A 16,502-nucleotide genomic window follows, 5' to 3' on the forward strand; every position below is an offset into this window, starting at 1 on the left:
GCGTCTGGACGAAGCTAAGATCCGCTTCCGTTACGGCGGCGATATCGATGGTGATCGCGCCGGCATCTGCCAATGCGTCGATGCATTGTTGCCGAAGGTCGGCAGCATTGCGCATGATGGCGGAAGACGTGACTTGCAGCTCTATTTCCATTTATCCCCCGGTAAGATTTCTTAGCGCGAGCTTCATGGTCCGCACCGGCGGTCTTGGATTCAACCGCGACATGGGAATTATAGGCAGAATGCCGGAGGAAGGTTCTGTTCGTGCGGCAAAAAATTCGCGGAATCGTGCAGCTATTCCTCGCCGCACGGATCGGCCGCATCGCCCCTGCTCCGCATTTTCACAGAGGGACAAGATAGTTACACGGCCAAACCCGAGTTTTGCGCAGATCGTTCGCCTTGCATGCGGATGGCTGGCCCTGCGGCGCTGCATCGGCTAGGCGAGCGGCAATCATGCTGAACCTGACCGATATCACGGTGCGCCTGGGCGGGCGCACGATCCTCGACGCCGCCACTGCCAAGCTGCCGCCGCGCGGCCGCATCGGCCTCATCGGCCGCAATGGCGCCGGCAAATCGACGCTGGTCAAGGTGATCGCCGACCAGCTCGAACCCGATGGCGGCAGCGTCGACATGCCGCGCGGCGCCAAGCTCGGCTATATCGCGCAAGAAGCGCCGGGCGGCACCGCGACGCCGTTCGAGACGGTGCTCGCTGCCGATGTCGAGCGCGCCGCGCTGCTGGAGGAGAGCGAGACCAGCCACGATCCCGATCGCATCGGCGAGATCCACGAGCGGCTGATCGCCATCGACGCGCATGCAGCGCCGTCGCGCGCGGCGCGCATCCTGGTCGGCCTGGGTTTCGACGAAGAGATGCAGCACCGCGAGCTGGAGAGCTTCTCGGGCGGCTGGCGGATGCGCGTGGCGCTGGCCAGCCTGCTCTTCTCGCAGCCGGATCTGCTGCTGCTCGACGAGCCTTCGAACCACCTCGATCTCGAAGCGGTGCTGTGGCTGGAGGACTTCCTGAAGTCCTATCCGGCGACGATCCTGCTGGTCAGCCACGAGCGCGACTTCCTCAACAACGTCGTCGACCATATCCTCCACCTCGAGCGCGGCAAGCTGACGCTGTATCCGGGCGGCTATGACGCGTTCGAGCGCCAGCGCGCCGAGCGCCAGGCCCAGCTCGCCGCCGCGCGCGTGAAGCAGCAGGCCGAGCGCGAGAAGCTGCAGGACTATATCGCCCGCAACTCGGCGCGTGCCTCCACCGCCAAGCAGGCGCAGAGCCGGCAAAAGGCGCTCGCCCGCATGCAGCCGATCGCCGAGCTGGTCGACGATCCCTCGCTCAGCTTCGACTTCCCCAATCCGGACGAGCTGCGCCCGCCGCTGATCACGCTCGACATGGCCAGCGTCGGCTATGGCGACACGCCGATCCTCCAGCGGCTCAACCTGCGCATCGATCCCGACGACCGGATCGCGCTGCTCGGCCGCAACGGCAACGGCAAGACCACGCTCGCCCGGCTGCTCGCCGCGCAGCTGACGCCGATGGACGGCGGGATCAACAGCAGCGGCAAGATGAAGGTCGGCTATTTCACCCAGTATCAGGTGGAAGAACTCGACCGCGACGATACGCCCTTGCAGCACATGACGCGCAACATGGCCGGCGCCAGCCCCGGCGCGGTGCGCAGCCAGCTCGGCCGGTTCGGTTTCTCGGGCGACAAGGCGACGACCAAGGTCGGCAAGCTTTCGGGCGGCGAGCGGGCGCGCCTCGCGCTGGCGCTGATCACCCGCGACGCGCCGCATTTGCTGATCCTCGACGAGCCGACCAACCACCTGGACGTCGACGCGCGCGAGGCGCTGATCCAGGCGCTCAACGGCTATAGCGGCACGGTGGTGGTGGTCAGCCACGATCGCCACATGCTGGAGATGACGGCGGACCGGCTGGTGCTGGTCGACCAGGGCACCGCGCGCGAGTTCGACGGCACGCTGGACGATTATATCAGCTTCGTCCTCTCCAAGGACGGCAGCGGCGGCAAAAGCGGCGCGTCCAAGGCCGATCGCAAGGAAGCCCGCCGCGCCGCCGCCGAGGCCCGCGAAAAGGGCACGGCGCTGCGCAAGGCGGCCAAGGCGGCGGAGACCGAACTCGCCCGGCTCCAGGCGCAGCTTTCGGCGCTGGAAAAGGCGATGTTCGATCCCGCCAATGCCGATGCGGCGCTGACCAAGCTCACCATGACCGACCTGATGAAGCGTCGGGCGGACGTGAGCGGCCAGATTGAGTCGGCTGAACTGGTCTGGATGGAAGCCAGCGAGGCGTTGGAGGCGATCGGCGGCTGATCCGCATCCTCCCCTGCAAAGCAGGGGAGGATCCAGCTCACGCGATCGTCGGGACGATGCCGCCCTCGACGCGGATTGCCGCACCGTTGGTGATCGCACCGAGCGGGCTGGCGAGCAGCGCCACCTGCGCGGCAATCTCCTCTGCCTCGATCAGCCGGCGGATCAGCGAGAGCGGGCGCATCTTGGTGAAGAATTCCGCCTCGCGCTCGGCCTCGGACGCGTCCTTGTCGTCGACCACCGAGCGGATGAATTCGACGATGCCCTCGGAGCGCGTCGGCCCCGGCAGCACCGAATTGACCGTCACGTTCGTGCCGCGGGTCTGCTCGGCCAGGCCGCGGGCGATGGCGAGCTGCGCGGTCTTGGTCATGCCATAGTGGATCATCTCGCTCGGCACGACGAGCGCGCTCTCGCTGGCGATGAACAGCACCCGACCCCAGTCGCGCGCCAGCATGCGCGGGAAATAATGGCGGGCGAGCCGCGCGCCGCTGACGACGTTGACCTCGAACAGATGGTGCCAGTCGTCGTCGCTGATCTCGGCGAACGGCTTGGCTTCGTAGATGCCGAGATTGTTGACCAGGATGTCGGTCTCCGGGACCGCCGCGATCAGCGTCGCCGCGCCGTCGGCCGTGGCGGGATCGGCAAGCACCGCGGTTACCTTGCCCAGCTTGCTGATGCGTGCGGCGGCTTCGTCGAGCTTGGCCTGGCTGCGGCCGGTGATCGTCACGGCGACGCCCTCCTGCGCCAGCCGTTCGGCGATGGCGAGGCCGATGCCGGCGGTGGAACCGGTGACCAGGGCGGTCTTGCCGGTGAGCTGCAGGTCCATGCGAAATCTCCTTCCAGTGTCCGGCGGGAGGTAGGCGCGCAGCGGATTGCTGATTAGACCGCCAGTCAGCATCACAGAAGTGCATCGGAATCATCAATGGACAACCGGCTGGGCGAGATGGAGATGTTTCTGGCCGTGGCGGCGCAGGGCAGCCTGGCCGGGGCTGCCAAGGCGCTACGGATCACCCCGTCTGCCGTTAGCCGCGGCATGGCTCGGCTCGAGGCGCGGCTGGGCGTGCAACTGGCGACCCGCACGACGCGCGCACTGGCGCTGACGCCCGAGGGGCAGGCCTATCATGCGCGCGTCTCCGGCCTGATGGCGGAGATCGATGCGATCGAGCAGAGCTTCGACCGCGATCGCGTGCCTCGCGGCCCTTTGCGGGTAAATGCGTCGGTACCGTTCGGCACGCATTTCCTCATCCCGATCCTTCCCGCCTATCTGCGCGCGCATCCCGCGGTGACGGTCGATCTCACCTTGTCCGATGCGCTGGTGGAGCTGGTGGAGGAGCGCGCCGACATCGCGATCCGGGTGGGCCCCCTGCGCGATGCAGGGATCAAGGCGCTGAAGCTAGGCCGCAGCACCATGGCAGTGGTCGCAAGTCCCGACTATCTCGCGGCGGCGGGGACACCCCGGCATCCGCGCGATCTGGACGACCATGTCTGCCTGCGCTTCAACTTCCGTCGCTCGATCGACAGCTGGCCGTTCCGCATCGAAGGCGCGGTGGTGCAGCGGACCATGGACGGGCCGTTCCTCGGCAATTCGGGTGAGGCGGTGCGGCTGATGGCAGTGGCAGGCGGCGGAATCGCGCGGCTCGGCCGGTTTCACGTCGCCGCCGATCTTGCCGCGGGCCGGCTGGTGGAGGTGCTCCAGCCGTTCAATCCGCAGGACGGCGAGGACATCCATGCGCTGTTCGCCGGCCATGCGCGACTGGCGCTGCGGGTGCGGTCCTTCGTCGATTTCCTCAAGGAAAACCTGATCCTGTGACCGTGCCTAACCTGGCCTTAACCTTGTTCCGTTAACGCGGTGCGGCCCCCGCCGGGGCGGGTTGCAAGGACCGGCCGTTGAACGACATTCGCGTACTCGATCATTTCCTGGGCGACGAGCGGCGCCAGCGCATCTGGGATTTTCTGGACCAGCCCGGCTGGCAGCACGGCGCCTATTCCTCCGCTGCGCCGGACGCCCCCCGCTATTTCTACAAGCACTTTGCCGGCTATCAGAAGAGCGGGCAGGAGGACCGCGATCCCAACAGGATCGCCGGGGAACTGGCAGGCGCCGCGCCGCTGGTGGCGGAGGTCTGGGAGGACCTGCTGCGCAAGCCGCTGCGCGCGCAGCGGCTGTCGCGCTGCTACGCCAACCGCATGCCTGCCGGAATCGGCGGCGGCGTCCATCTCGATTCGAACTGCAAGGACCACCTTACCGCGATCTACTACCCCCAGGCCGACTGGAACGCCGACCAGGGCGGCGAGACGCTGTTCTTCAATCGCGGCGGCAGCGAGGTGGTGAAGGCGGTGGTGCCCAAGCCCGATCGGCTGGTGATCTTCCCCGGCACCATCCCGCACGCCGCGCGGCCGATCTATGGCGGCGCGGCCGATGCCGCGCGGATCACGCTGATGTTCAAGACGCTGGGACGTCGCGCCTGAGGCGTTGCTCCTCTGCGCGACTGCTGTAGAACCACCGCGAAACGCGGGGGAAGCAGCGGATGACGGACGAGGGTTGCACGCCGAGCGCCGGCGAGATGCGGATGGTGATCGGCGCCTCGTCGCTGGGCACCGTCTTCGAATGGTATGATTTCTTCATCTGGGGCACGCTGACCGCCACCGGCATCCTCGGGCACACCTTCTTCCCCTCGGGCAACGAGACGCTGGCGACGCTGCTCTCCTGGGCGACCTTCGCGGTCGGCTTCGGCTTCCGGCCGCTGGGGGCGGTGGTGTTCGGCTTTCTCGGCGACCGGATGGGGCGGAAATATACTTTCCTCGTCACCATCGCGGTGATGGGGCTGGCCACGGCCGGCATCGGACTGGTCCCGAGCTACAAGGAAATCGGGGCAACCGCGCCGATCCTGATCCTGGCGCTGCGGGTCGCGCAGGGTCTGGCGCTGGGCGGCGAATATGGCGGGGCGGCGATCTTCGTGGCCGAGCATTCGCCGGAGGGCCGCGCCGGCTATCATACCAGCTTCATCCAGGCGAGCGTGGTCGGCGGCTTCATCCTCAGCCTCGCCGTGGTGCTGCTGTTCAAGTTCGCGGCGGGTGAGGTGTGGGAGGCCTGGGGCTGGCGGTTGCCCTTCCTCTTCTCGCTGGTGCTGCTCGCCATCTCGTTGTGGATGCGGTTCCGGCTCTCCGAGAGCCCGGTGTTCCGGGCGATGAAGGCCGCGGGCGAGACGGCGCGCAATCCCCTGGTCGAGAGCTTCACCTATCCCGGCAACAAGAAGCGCCTGTTCGTCGCGCTGTTCGGCATCGCCGCCGGGCTGACGGTGGTCTGGTACACGGCGATGTTTTCGGTGCTCGCCTTCCTCTCTGGCCCGATGCGACTGGACCAGACGGCGGCGCAGCTGATCACCGGCGCGGGCGCGGTGATCGGCACCGGATTCTTCGTGCTGTTCGGCCGGCTTTCGGACAAGGTCGGCCGCAAGCCGCCGATCGTGATCGGCTATGCGCTTACCCTGCTGCTGCTGTTCCCCTGCTTCTACGTGATCGGCAGCGCGGCCAATCCCGGCCTGGCGCGGGCGGCGATCCGCCAGCCGGTGGTCGTCGCGGGGCCGAACTGCGCCTATGATCCCTTCGCCACCAAGCAGGCCGACGAATGCGGGCGCATGCTCGACCATCTTTCCAAGCTGGGCGTGAGCTACAAGACGGCGAAGGCGCCGTCGGTGGTGGTCACGATCGGCGGGCAGGTGGTGCCGCAGAACGAGCCCGCGGTGGTGGAAACCGCGCTCAAGGAAGCGGGCTACCGGTTCGATCGCATCGTGCCCGCGCCGACCGACATCGCGATGATCCTGGTGGCGATGACGGTGCTGATGGCGCTGTGCGGCGCGACCTATGGCCCGGTGGCGGCGCTGCTCAGCGAGATGTTCCCCACGCGCATCCGCTATTCGTCGATGTCGATCCCCTATCATATCGGCACCGGCTATTTCGGCGGCTTCCTGCCCTTCATCAGCCAGTACATCGTCGCGCGCACGGGCAATCCCTATGCGGGGCTGTGGTACACCTTCGCGGTGGTGGCGATGGCGCTGCTGGTGACGATGCTCGGCCTGCGCGAGACAGTGGCGCTTCGCGGGCAGCAGCGCTAACCGGCAGGGGATGACCCAAGCTCCCCTCCGCCTCCGCCTCGATACCGCTGCCCTTGTCGCGAACTGGACGCTGCTGTCGCGGATGAGCGGCCGCGCGGCCTGCGGCGCGGCGGTGAAGGCGAACGGCTATGGCCTGGGCGCGCGCGGCGTGGTCGAGCGGCTTGCCGCTGCCGGGTGCCGCGACTTCTTCGTGGCAAGCTGGGCGGAGGCGCGGGAACTCGCCGATCTGGGCGTGACCATCTCGGTGCTGCACGGCGCGCGGGCCGAGGACATGGCGGATCGCCCGCCCAACGTCCGGCCGGTGCTGGCCAGCCCCGAACAGGTCGCGCGCTGGCGCGAGGCGGGTGGCGGGGTCTGCGACGTGATGGTCGACACCGGCATGAACCGGCTGGGGGTCTCCCCGCAGGCGGTGGCGGACGGATTGCTCGGCGGCCTGGCGGTCGAGACGCTGATGAGCCACCTCGTCTCCGCCGACGAGGAGGTTACGCTGAACGCCCGCCAGCGCGATGCCTTCGCCGCGCTTGCCGGTCGCAGCCCGGCGCGGCGGATGAGCCTTGCCAACAGTTCGGGGATCGCGCTGGGCGCGGACTATCATTTCGACCTCACCCGGCCGGGCATTGCCCTCTATGGTGGTCGCCAGCGCGCGCCCCATGACGCGATCCGCCAGGTCGTGACGCCCGAGGCGCAGATCCTCCAGCGGCGACGCGTGTCGGCGGGCGACACGATCGGCTACAACGCCACCTATACCGCGCCGCGCGACATGGAGGTGGCGATCCTGAACCTCGGCTATGCCGACGGCTATCTGCGCTGCTTCTCGAACCGGGGACGCGCGCGCGCGCGGGGCGCGGTGCTGCCGGTGGTCGGCCGCGTCTCGATGGACCTGACCGCGATCTGCGTCGATGCCGCGCCCGATCTGGGCGAGGGCGACTGGGTGGCGATGGACTATGCCCTGCCGGAAACCGCGGCGCTGAGCGGGCTGTCGCAGTATGAGCTGCTTACCGGCCTGGCCGCGCGGTTCGATCGCGTCTGGGCATAAGAAAAGGGCCGCCCCGATGGGGCGGCCCTCCAAGGTTGTTCCGATCTTCCGATCAGAAGTTTGTGGTGACCGACAGCTGGAAGCGGCGGCCGATCTGATCGTAGTAATCGGCGAACTCGTAGCCGAGCTGGCCGACCGACGTCTGGTCGAGGATGTTCGACACGGTCGCCTGGATGCGGAAGTTCTGGTTCACCGAAGCGCCCACCGCGATGCTCACGTCGTTGACCGGCGAGTAGCGGTAATAGGGATACTGCTCGTTCGTGGCGACCAGACCGCTGACGAAGATGTTCGTCGGCGATTCGCGATACCAGGCGATCTGCCCGAACACATTCTTGTGATCGTAGCGGACGCGCGCGGTGGTCTTCAGCTTCGGCCGCGTGCGGCTGCCGGCGCTGGCCATCGTGTCGTCGAACTTGCCCGAGGACGAGCTGTCATAGGTGATCAGGTAATAGCCGTTCGCGTAGAGCTGCAGCTTGTCCGACCCGAAGTTCACCGAATAATCGATCGACGCGTTGATCGCCTTCACCTTGATCGCACCCAGGTTCAGGAAGCCGGCGCGATAGCCGTTCTGAAGCTGGAAGCTGCTGTCGCGCGAGAATTGCGAACAGGTGTTCAGGCCCACCGAACCCGTGGTGTCCGGATAGGTCGGGCTGTCATAGCAGGTCTGCAGGATCTGGCTGAGGCCCACCGGCACGATCGTGTCGTCGACGCGGACGTCGAGATAGTCGGCCGAGAGGTTCAGGCCCGGAATCCACCGCGGACGCAGCGCGACACCGGCGATCCAGCTCGTGCCCTTTTCGGCGCGCAGGTTCGGTGCACCCGTATAGGTGCCCTGCAGGCCTGCACCCGCCGGGGTGTAGCTGGACAGGAAGCTGGTTGCCGATGCGTTGTCGGTGGCGTTGCCGTTGGCGATCACCGCCGCGATGCAGTTGGCACGGCGATTCTTCGGGAACGAACCCGAATCGATGTTGCCCTGGCTGCAATAGTCGGTCGGCGTGCTGAACACCGGCTGGCCGCCGAGGAACAGTTCGACGATCGACGGCTGGCGCACCGACTTGGTGTAGTTGCCGCGGAAGGTGATGTCGCGGATCGGGGCCCAGGTGCCGGCCAGCGAGTAGATCGAGTTCCACTTGCCGCTGGCCTTCGGCGTCACCACCTGGCCCGCGAGGCTGCGATAGGTCTGCGCCTCGCCGTTCTGCTTGGTGAAGCGGCCGCCCGGCTTGAAGGTCAGGTTGCCCAGGAACGGCAGGAACTCGCTGCTGGTGAGCGGCACCGACAATTCGCCGCCGAACTCATAGGTCTTGGTGAACGCATCGGTGTTCGCCGAGGGCGCCGAACGCGAGCGACCGAGACGGTTGAGCTCGTTGGTGCTGAACGCCAGGTGCTCGCGACGATATTCGCCCGCGATGTTGAAGGCGAATTCGCCTGCCGGCAGGTCGAACAGTCCGCCGCCGAAATTGGCGTTGAGGTAGGTCTGCTCGGAAACGTTACGGAACAGCGAGGGGCTGGTCACGTAGTCCTTCGATGCCTGCGACATCTGGTTGTAGCCGAACGGGTTGAGCGGCTGGCAGCTGTTGATCATGTCCTGGGTGATCGTCGGGGTGACGAGCACTTCGGTCGGCAGGCCGTCGCTGCCCTTCACGCGGGTGATGTTCTCCGCCGTGCCGATCGGCGTCTTGCCCAGATACTGGTTGGGGAAGATCTGCGAGCGGCACATGATCTTGCCGTTCGCCACGCCGCTCGTCGCCAGGCCCTGGTCCACCGCATCGAGCGCCAGCTGATACTCGACGTCGCCGATGCCGTAGCTGCGGGTGTTCTGCTTCGAGTTACCGTAGGTGCCCGAAACTTCGGCGTTCCACGCCTTGCCCAGCAGCTCGAACTTGGCCTTCAGGCCGGCCGAGACGCGATAGGTTTCCTGGCGGTTGGTATAGGGATTGGCGCCGAAGATGTCCTGGTTCTGGCGGGTGACCAGGAAGTTGCCCTGGTTGGTCGCCGCCGGGTTGATGCCGACCGAATCGAGCACGGTGCGGTTCGCCGCCGACAGGTACGGGTTGTTGTAGTTGACCATCAGCGCCGCGTTTTCCTGCGTGTTGGTCAGGAAGTTCTGCGCGCCGGAGATGTTGCCGAGCGACCGGTTGAGAACATTGGCATACATGTTCTCGGTCCAGAAGGTCAGCGAATCGTTGATCTTGAAGTTGGCGTTGCCGTTGAATACGTAGCGGTCCTGCTGGGTGCGCAGCACGGTGTTCTCCAGGCTGCGGCGGAAGCCGCCATTGCCGCCCGCGGCCGAGCCGATCGTGATCGGCATCGCGCCGGTGATCGGGCCGGAGAAGGTGTAGGGCCGCAGCACGCCGTTGTCGGTGAACTCCAGCGGCACCGCGACATACGGCAGCACCTGGTTCACCGGCACCTGCACGGTGGTGCCGTTCATCTTTACGTTGACCAGCGAGGTGTCGGTGTTGGCGACACGCGGCACGTCCGGCGCGAAGGTGCCGATGAAGTAGTTGAGGTTGACGTTCGGGTTGGCCGAGAGGAATTCGCGCGCGGTGAAGCGGTTAGCCTGCAGCAGGTTGACCGCGAGCAGGCTCTGCTGGGCTTGCGTGGCACCGCTCGGCGCGGTCACGCCATAGGCGGCGAGTACCTGCGGTACCAGCGCCGCTGCGACCGTGGTTGGCGCAAAGGTGGCGAACGGCACGTTGCTGATGGCCGTGGTGCGGCCGTTCAGGCCGTTGCCGGTCAGGTTGCCGATGCTCGTCCCGTTGTTGTAGGTCAGACCAACACCCGGCGTGCCCGGAATCGCCTGGGCGCTGGTGACCCAATAGCCGTTGTTGTTGGTGCTGATCGTCGTGCGCGCGCCCGACGCGGTGGTCGCGTTGATCGCGAAGCCGACCGGGGCGAGGCCGTTCTGGAAGGTGATGTAGTTGCTGGTGCGCAGCCCCGCGCCGGTGCCCGAGGTGATCGGTGTATAGGGCGTGTAGAAGCTGGTGCTGTTGACGCTGAGTACCGTGCCCGGGTTGCTCAGTGCCTGGTTCACCAGACCAAAGCCGAACAGCGACGAAGGCTGGCCGTCATCCGACGCGCGCAGGAACGCGCCGTTGTTGGCGCCGGTCACGTCGATCAGGGCGGTGCCGGTGAAGTTCGGATTACGCACGCCGCCGTTGAACGGATTGGTGTAGCTACCCGCGCGCACGTTGCGGAAGTTGCGTGCGACCGCCTGGAGACCGTCGTTGCGGCTATATTCGCCGGAGATCGTCACGTTGGCGCGATCGTCCATGAAGTTCCAGCCGGCGATGCCGCTGAGCTGGTACTGGCCCGAATCGCCGCGCGTCGACATGCCGCCGCGCGCGTTGAGGCGGTAGCCCTGGAAGTCGGTCTTGAGGATGTAGTTGACCACGCCGGCGATCGCGTCCGCGCCGTAGACGGCGGAGCCGCCGGCGGTGACGATGTCGATGCGGTCGACCAGCGACGACGGGATGGCGTTCACGTCCACCTGGCTGCCGGTCTCGTTGCCGGCGACGAACAGCGATGCCGAGTTGCCCGAGACGAAGCGACGGCCGTTGACCAGCGTCAGCGTGCGTGCGGTGCCGAGATCGAGCAGGTCGACGAACGCCGCACCCAGGCTGGCCGTCTGGCCGCCATTGTTGCCGTTGAGCGGGCTGGCGCCGGCGCCGACCAGCGGAATGTCCTGCAGCGCTTCGAGCACGTTGGTGAAGCCGCGGGTGTCGATCGTGTCGGCCCGAATCTGCACGCCCGGCAGGGCACCTTCATATTCGGGGCGCGCGATGCGCGAGCCGGTCACGACGACCGTCGACTGATCCTCGGCTGGATTGTTGACGCGGTCGTTCCGCTGCACCCCGGCTGCAGTTTGCGCGGAGTCCGTAGCGGCAGTCTGCGCAAACGCCGCGACTGGAAACAAGAGGGAAATGCTGGCGAGCGCAGACGCTCCCAGCCAACGGGATGGATTCATGATTTTTGCCCCACCAGGCGGGATGCCTGATGACGTCATTTCACGCGAAGGCGCACTAAAATTACAATAGGCGACAATGTTACGGTCGCAGATTGAAAAGCCCTGTGGCAGTTTTGCTACATGTATTGCAACTATGTTTCTATTAATCTGACGTTCAGGAAATAATTGAAGGCACGGCAGGGCAGGGGGCGCTGCCAAATTGGGCACAGCGGCGGCGTGCAAAAAAAATGGGCCGGAGACTCCGCTCCGGCCCACGCATGCAATCGGTTGAAAGAGCGATCAGTCGCGCTCGACACAAAGCGCGATGCCCATGCCGCCGCCGATGCAGAGCGTCGCAAGGCCCTTCTTGGCGTCGCGCTTGCCCATCTCGTGGACCAGCGTGGTCAGGATGCGCGCGCCCGAGGCACCGATCGGATGACCGATCGCGATCGCGCCGCCGTTCACGTTCACCTTGTCGGCATCCCAGCCGAGTTCCTTGCCGACCGACAGCGCCTGCGCCGCAAACGCTTCGTTCGCCTCGATCAGGTCGAGGTCGGCAATCGTCCAGCCGGCCTTCTCCAGCGCCTTGCGGCTGGCGGTGACCGGGCCGATGCCCATCACCGACGGGTCGACGCCGGTGCTCGCCCAGCTCCGGATCGTGGCGAGGATCGGCGCACCGCGCTTTTCGGCTTCCTCGCGGCTCATCAGCACCAGCGCCGCGGCGCCGTCGTTGAGGCCCGAGGCGTTGGCGGCGGTAACGGTGCCGTCCTTCTTGAAGGCGGGGCGCAGGCCGGCGACGCTGTCCACCGTCGCGCCGGCACGGATATATTCATCGTCGGCGACGATCGTCTCGCCCTTGCGGGTCTTGATGGTGACCGGCGCGATCTCGTCCTTGAAGCGGCCCTCGGTGCGCGCCTTCTCCGCCAGGTTCTGCGAGCGGACGGCGAACGCGTCCTGGTCGGCGCGGGTCACCTGATACTGCTCGGCGAGATTCTCCGCCGTGATGCCCATGTGATAGCCGTTGAACACGTCGGTCAGGCCGTCCTTGATCATCGTGTCGACCAGGCTCAGGTCACCCATCTTGGTGCCGGGGCGCAGCGACTGGGCGTGCGTGCTCATCGACATCGATTCCTGGCCGCCCGCGACGATGATCGTCGCGTCGCCGTTGCGGATCGACTGGAAGCCGAGCGCCACCGCGCGCAGACCCGACCCGCAGACCTGCTGCACGCCCCACGCGGGCACTTCCTTGGGTACGCCGGCGTTCATCGACGCCTGGCGAGCCGGGTTCTGGCCCTGCGCGGCGGTGAGCACCTGGCCCAGGATGACCTCCGAGACATCCTCGCCCTTGACGCCGGCTTCGGCGAGCGCGGCCTCGATCGCGACGCGGCCCAGTTCGTGCGCGGGGGTGGCGGCGAAGGCGCCGAGGAAGCTGCCCACCGGGGTACGCTTGGCTGCGGTGATCACGACGTCGGTCATGCTGGTCTCCTGGGAGTGTGTTTGGTGGCTATCTAGTGCGGCGCAGCGTGGTTAGCCAGTGGGCTAGCGGTTCCCAAACCGCCTTGCGCGCACGACCGCCGACAATCATGCCGACATGGCCGAGCGCCATCTCGCGCACCTCGCCCAGCCGTGCGGCGCTGGCCGCCGGCACGATGCGATCGGTGGTGGAGACAAGAGAGAGCATCGGCATCCCCAGCGTCTCCGGCCGCACCGTCGTGCCCGCCGCCTCCCAGCGGCCGCGGCCGGGCAGATCGGCGGAGAGAAAGTCGTCGAACAGCTGGCGGCCGGTGCCGAAGGTGAGCGGCGCCCCGGCATTGGCCCAGTCCTCGAGGGCGATGAAGGCGCGGGCTTCGGGATCATCGGCGCGCAGGCGGCCGAACCGCTCATATTTGAGGATCGTGCGGCGCGGATCGAGCTGCCAGAAGCCCGCCTGCAGCACCTCCATCGGCACCAGCCCCAATTGTTCGCAGGTGGGATAGGCCTGATCCCACAGTGCCGCGAAGCCTTCGAGTGCGGCGCCATAGCCGGCGAAGTGCCAGGGCGCGGCGATTGTTACCAGGCCCGCAGTCTCGACGGCGTGCGCCGCCGCGATGGCCATGGTGCCGCCCAGGCAATATCCGGTCAGTACCGGCGGCCGCCGCAGCTGGCGCAGCAAGGGAAGCAGCAACTGTTCGACATGGCCGTTCATGTCCAGCGCGGCCTCGTCCGGCGTCGGGTTTCCCCAGTCGACCAGCAGCGGCCGCACGCCTTGCCGCGACAGCCAGCGCAGCAGCGAATTGCCGCGCGCCAGGTCCAGCACCAGCGGCGGATTGATCAGCGAGGGGACGAACACCACCGGTTGGCCATGCCCGCCATAATCGCGCAGCACGGCACGCCCTGACCGGGCCAGGACCGGCTTTTCCGGTCGCGGCTTCGGGCGCGGCGCGCGCTGATAGGCAGCAAGGCCCGCCAGCGCCGCCGCCCGCTTTTCCGGCGATGCTGCTGTTTCATTGCGCAGCATTGCAAGAAAAAGCGGCAAAGGGCGCGGTCCGTGTTGCGGCGCGTCAGAAACTGTTGTTAGGTGCGCATCTGTCACGTGCGGGGGTTCCCATGAAGAAAGCTGCACCTGGAAGCGGGCCGGTCATCATCAAGAAATACGCGAACCGCCGCCTCTATAATACCGAGACTTCGTCCTACATCACGCTCGAGCATCTCGCAGCGATGACGCGCGAAGGCCGCGACTTCAAGGTCGTCGATGCCAAGACGGAGGAGGACATCACCCATAATGTCCTCACCCAGATCATCATGGAGGAGGAATCGCGCGGCCAGACCATGCTGCCGGTCAACTTCCTGCGCCAGCTGATCGCGCTTTACGGCGATTCGATGCAGGCGATGGTGCCGGGCTATCTGGAAGCGTCGATGGACAGCTTCCGGCGCAACCAGGAGCAGTTCAAGTCGGCGGTCGAGGGTGCCTTCGCCAATTCGCCCTTTGCGGAGATCGCCAAGCGCAACATAGCGATGTTCGAGGCCGCGGCGAGTGCCTTCCAGCCGGGCGGCGCGGCGAATCCGCCGTCGACGGCTGCACCGGCCCCGGCTGCTGCCCCGGCGGCTGCGGAAGCCGGCGGCGGCGGCGACGACGTCTCGGCGCTGAAGGCCGAACTCGCCCGGCTGCAGGAAAAGATCGAGAAGCTGGGCAAGTAATCCCGATCCGGGCGGCGGCGCGCCTCGGCGTGCCGCCGGCAGGCGTACAGGGGGAGGAGGCGTGTCTGGATGGATCGTTGCCTTGGCGCTTCTTCTTGGGGCCTCCGCCCTGCCGGATGACCCGCAGCAGCGCGTGAACGAACCCAAGGCGCAGGTGTTCGAACGTGCCCGGGCCGAAATCGCCGTGAAGACGGAGGTGTTCCAGCACACGGTCGGCCGCGAGCATTTCGATTGGAGCGTCGATCTGGATGAAGGGCAGATCCGGTTCACGGCGCCAACCTACGTGGCCAGCGCGCCCGTTCAGGTCATCGGCACCTACAACACGCTTTCTGTGGGGCTGGGATCATCCATCGATCCCTGAGGCGCGGCGGAGCGACGCAAGGCTCGCGCGCGCATTCGGCGAGCACCAGCACCTGCCCTTGTACACCACGCGCAAGGTGCAATGCACGGAGCAGCAGGCGTGGCAGTTCACCGCCGTCGCGCTGTATCTGTCGGGCGCGCAGGGCGCCTATCGCGGGCGCTCGGGGACGACGCTCGTGTACATGACCTTCGGCACCGTCACCGTCGCTCCAGCCGGGCGACCTTAGCCGCTAGGTGCGTGAACCACCCCGGGGGCGGTCCACGCATCCGGTGCGATCCGTCAGGGCTTGCGGAACTTGAGCGTCATGCGGTCGCTCTCGCCGATCGCGGCATATTTGGCACGGTCCTGGTCCTTCAGCGCATAGGTGGGCGGCAGCGTCCACACGCCGTTCGGCCAGTCGGCGGTATCCGCCTTGTTGGCGTTCACTTCCGACGCGCCGACGAACTTGAAGCCCGCCGCCTCGGCCAGCCGGCGGACCGTGGACACTTTCAGATAGCCGCTATTGGTCTCGCGCTCGTCGCTGGCATTCTCGGGCAGGCGATGATCCTCGATGCCGAGCGTGCCGCCCTTCTTGAGCATCGCGTACATTTGCCTGAACGCCTCGGGCGAATAGTCCTTCCCGTCCTTGCCGCCCATCCGCCAGTTATGGACGTTGCGGAAGGTAAGCACGACGTCGGCGGTGCCGTCGGGCACCTTGGCCTGGCCGGTGGCAGCGGGGAAGCTGACGACCCGGATCGGGCCGTAGAGCGCGGCGTCCTTCGCCTTCAGCGCCTCGATGCCTTTGGCGTTGCCGCTCGGCACGGCTGCATAGAGCGTGCCCTTGCCGCGGGTGAGCGGGGCGAGGATCTCGGTATACCAGCCGCCGCTCGGCCAGATCTCGACCACCGTGTCGCCGGGCTTCACGCCGAAAAAGGCGAGCGTCTCGGCCGGGTGGCGATACTTGTCTCGCGCCGTGTTGGCGGAGGTGCGGCTCGGCGCCGCGACGGCGCCCTCGATCGCCTGGCGCGGCGACGCAGGTTGCTGCGCAGCAACGCTGGCGACGGCGGCGAGGGTAGTGACGACGGCGATGCCGATAAGACGATGGCGCATTGGCGATGGCTCCCTGCTATCGGGGCGGGACTGTGAACCAACAGGATGACGATGCAACTACAATTCTGGATCGGCGCGGGCGTTGCGCTGCTGGTCGCGCTGGTGGCGGGTGTGGCCGAACACCGTCGACGCAAGCGGCGCGATCTCGAGCGGGTGGGCTGGATGCCGTGGATGGCGATCCAAATGGCGGGCCTGTTCGCCGCGCTGGTGCTGGTCAGCGTCGCGCTGCACGCGGGGTGAGCGGCTAGAGGCAGGCCTCCAGCAGCGCCTGGTCGAAGCCGAACTGCTTGGCCTTGTCGAGCGTGTAGGGGCGCAGGCCCATCGAGCGGTACTCGCCGATGATCTTTCCGTCCGTGCCCTCGTCGAGATATTCGAACTTGAACAGCTCCTGGGTGACGATCACCGGGCCTTCCATGCCGATCACCTCGGTGATGTTGGTCACCCGGCGGCTGCCGTCGCGCA

At 66.8% G+C, this 16,502-nt stretch carries 12 protein-coding genes and 2 pseudogenes; 8 read left to right on the forward strand and 6 right to left on the reverse strand.

Annotated features, from left to right (window positions below; genetic code table 11):
* The first annotated feature begins 450 nt into the window (after window positions 1-450).
* The gene (locus SPI01S_RS21025; protein WP_066727233.1) at window positions 451-2,322 is read left to right on the forward strand and encodes an ABC-F family ATP-binding cassette domain-containing protein; all 1,872 of its coding nucleotides are present in this window, start codon (window positions 451-453) and stop codon (window positions 2,320-2,322) included.
* Between the two features lie 37 nt (window positions 2,323-2,359).
* On the opposite strand, the gene SPI01S_RS21030 is transcribed toward SPI01S_RS21025, so the two are convergent.
* Window positions 2,360-3,145, reverse strand: coding sequence for an SDR family NAD(P)-dependent oxidoreductase (locus SPI01S_RS21030; RefSeq protein ID WP_066727235.1), 786 nt, complete (start codon window positions 3,143-3,145; stop codon window positions 2,360-2,362).
* Between the two features lie 96 nt (window positions 3,146-3,241).
* On the opposite strand from SPI01S_RS21030, the gene SPI01S_RS21035 reads away from it, so the two are divergent.
* From SPI01S_RS21035 to alr, 4 genes are all read left to right on the forward strand, one after another.
* A complete protein-coding gene (locus SPI01S_RS21035; RefSeq protein WP_066727237.1) occupies window positions 3,242-4,129 on the forward strand; it encodes a LysR substrate-binding domain-containing protein in 888 nt (295 codons plus the stop codon).
* 77 nt (window positions 4,130-4,206) lie between these two features.
* On the forward strand, window positions 4,207-4,785 hold the full coding sequence (locus SPI01S_RS21040; protein WP_066727239.1) for a 2OG-Fe(II) oxygenase: 579 nt from the start codon (window positions 4,207-4,209) through the stop codon (window positions 4,783-4,785).
* Between the two features lie 59 nt (window positions 4,786-4,844).
* Window positions 4,845-6,431: an MFS transporter gene (locus tag SPI01S_RS21045; RefSeq protein WP_066727241.1), complete on the forward strand. Its 1,587-nt coding sequence runs from the start codon at window positions 4,845-4,847 to the stop codon at window positions 6,429-6,431.
* 10 nt (window positions 6,432-6,441) lie between these two features.
* Window positions 6,442-7,467, forward strand: a complete 1,026-nt coding sequence (gene alr, locus SPI01S_RS21050; protein ID WP_066727246.1) for an alanine racemase — start codon at window positions 6,442-6,444, stop codon at window positions 7,465-7,467.
* A 52-nt stretch (window positions 7,468-7,519) separates the two neighbouring features.
* Here alr and SPI01S_RS21055 read toward each other — a convergent pair whose 3' ends face one another.
* The 3 genes from SPI01S_RS21055 to SPI01S_RS21065 all read right to left on the reverse strand — a co-directional run bounded on the left by SPI01S_RS21055 (window position 7,520) and on the right by SPI01S_RS21065 (window position 13,928).
* Window positions 7,520-11,320 (reverse strand): TonB-dependent receptor domain-containing protein, encoded by a 3,801-nt coding sequence (locus tag SPI01S_RS21055; RefSeq protein WP_066727250.1) that lies wholly within the window; start codon window positions 11,318-11,320, stop codon window positions 7,520-7,522.
* A 393-nt stretch (window positions 11,321-11,713) separates the two neighbouring features.
* Window positions 11,714-12,889: an acetyl-CoA C-acetyltransferase gene (locus SPI01S_RS21060; RefSeq protein ID WP_066727251.1), complete on the reverse strand. Its 1,176-nt coding sequence runs from the start codon at window positions 12,887-12,889 to the stop codon at window positions 11,714-11,716.
* Between the two features lie 28 nt (window positions 12,890-12,917).
* The gene (locus SPI01S_RS21065; protein WP_084253675.1) at window positions 12,918-13,928 is read right to left on the reverse strand and encodes an alpha/beta fold hydrolase; all 1,011 of its coding nucleotides are present in this window, start codon (window positions 13,926-13,928) and stop codon (window positions 12,918-12,920) included.
* A 71-nt stretch (window positions 13,929-13,999) separates the two neighbouring features.
* Here SPI01S_RS21065 and phaR point away from each other — a divergent pair, with 71 nt between their 5' ends.
* Together phaR and SPI01S_RS23410 are read left to right on the forward strand one after the other, a co-directional pair.
* Window positions 14,000-14,590, forward strand: coding sequence for a polyhydroxyalkanoate synthesis repressor PhaR (gene phaR / locus SPI01S_RS21070; RefSeq protein ID WP_066727253.1), 591 nt, complete (start codon window positions 14,000-14,002; stop codon window positions 14,588-14,590).
* Between the two features lie 196 nt (window positions 14,591-14,786).
* Window positions 14,787-15,177: pseudogene (locus SPI01S_RS23410) on the forward strand (DUF6882 domain-containing protein).
* A gap of 53 nt (window positions 15,178-15,230) precedes the next feature.
* Here SPI01S_RS23410 and SPI01S_RS21080 read toward each other — a convergent pair.
* The gene (locus tag SPI01S_RS21080; RefSeq protein ID WP_066727257.1) at window positions 15,231-16,040 is read right to left on the reverse strand and encodes a class I SAM-dependent methyltransferase; all 810 of its coding nucleotides are present in this window, start codon (window positions 16,038-16,040) and stop codon (window positions 15,231-15,233) included.
* Between the two features lie 51 nt (window positions 16,041-16,091).
* On the opposite strand from SPI01S_RS21080, the gene SPI01S_RS21085 reads away from it, so the two are divergent.
* Window positions 16,092-16,280, forward strand: coding sequence for a hypothetical protein (locus SPI01S_RS21085; RefSeq protein WP_066727259.1), 189 nt, complete (start codon window positions 16,092-16,094; stop codon window positions 16,278-16,280).
* A 4-nt stretch (window positions 16,281-16,284) separates the two neighbouring features.
* Here the strand turns inward: SPI01S_RS21085 and SPI01S_RS21090 are convergent.
* A pseudogene (locus SPI01S_RS21090) lies at window positions 16,285-16,502 on the reverse strand (CpaF family protein); the annotation flags it as partial.

The organism is Sphingomonas pituitosa NBRC 102491, assembly GCF_001598435.1.
Taxonomy (GTDB): Bacteria; Pseudomonadota; Alphaproteobacteria; order Sphingomonadales; family Sphingomonadaceae; genus Sphingomonas; species Sphingomonas pituitosa.

What these genes read in the sequence shown, in the direction of transcription:
- SPI01S_RS21030 (WP_066727235.1), bottom strand. Translation starts at nt 3,145, where the DNA reads ATGGACCTGCAGCTCACCGGCAAGACCGCCCTGGTCACCGGTTCCACC.
- phaR (WP_066727253.1), top strand. Translation starts at nt 14,000, where the DNA reads ATGAAGAAAGCTGCACCTGGAAGCGGGCCGGTCATCATCAAGAAATAC.
- SPI01S_RS21060 (WP_066727251.1), bottom strand. Translation starts at nt 12,889, where the DNA reads ATGACCGACGTCGTGATCACCGCAGCCAAGCGTACCCCGGTGGGCAGC.
- SPI01S_RS21025 (WP_066727233.1), top strand. Translation starts at nt 451, where the DNA reads ATGCTGAACCTGACCGATATCACGGTGCGCCTGGGCGGGCGCACGATC.
- SPI01S_RS21045 (WP_066727241.1), top strand. Translation starts at nt 4,845, where the DNA reads ATGACGGACGAGGGTTGCACGCCGAGCGCCGGCGAGATGCGGATGGTG.
- SPI01S_RS21080 (WP_066727257.1), bottom strand. Translation starts at nt 16,040, where the DNA reads ATGCGCCATCGTCTTATCGGCATCGCCGTCGTCACTACCCTCGCCGCC.
- SPI01S_RS21085 (WP_066727259.1), top strand. Translation starts at nt 16,092, where the DNA reads ATGCAACTACAATTCTGGATCGGCGCGGGCGTTGCGCTGCTGGTCGCG.
- alr (WP_066727246.1), top strand. Translation starts at nt 6,442, where the DNA reads ATGACCCAAGCTCCCCTCCGCCTCCGCCTCGATACCGCTGCCCTTGTC.
- SPI01S_RS21035 (WP_066727237.1), top strand. Translation starts at nt 3,242, where the DNA reads ATGGACAACCGGCTGGGCGAGATGGAGATGTTTCTGGCCGTGGCGGCG.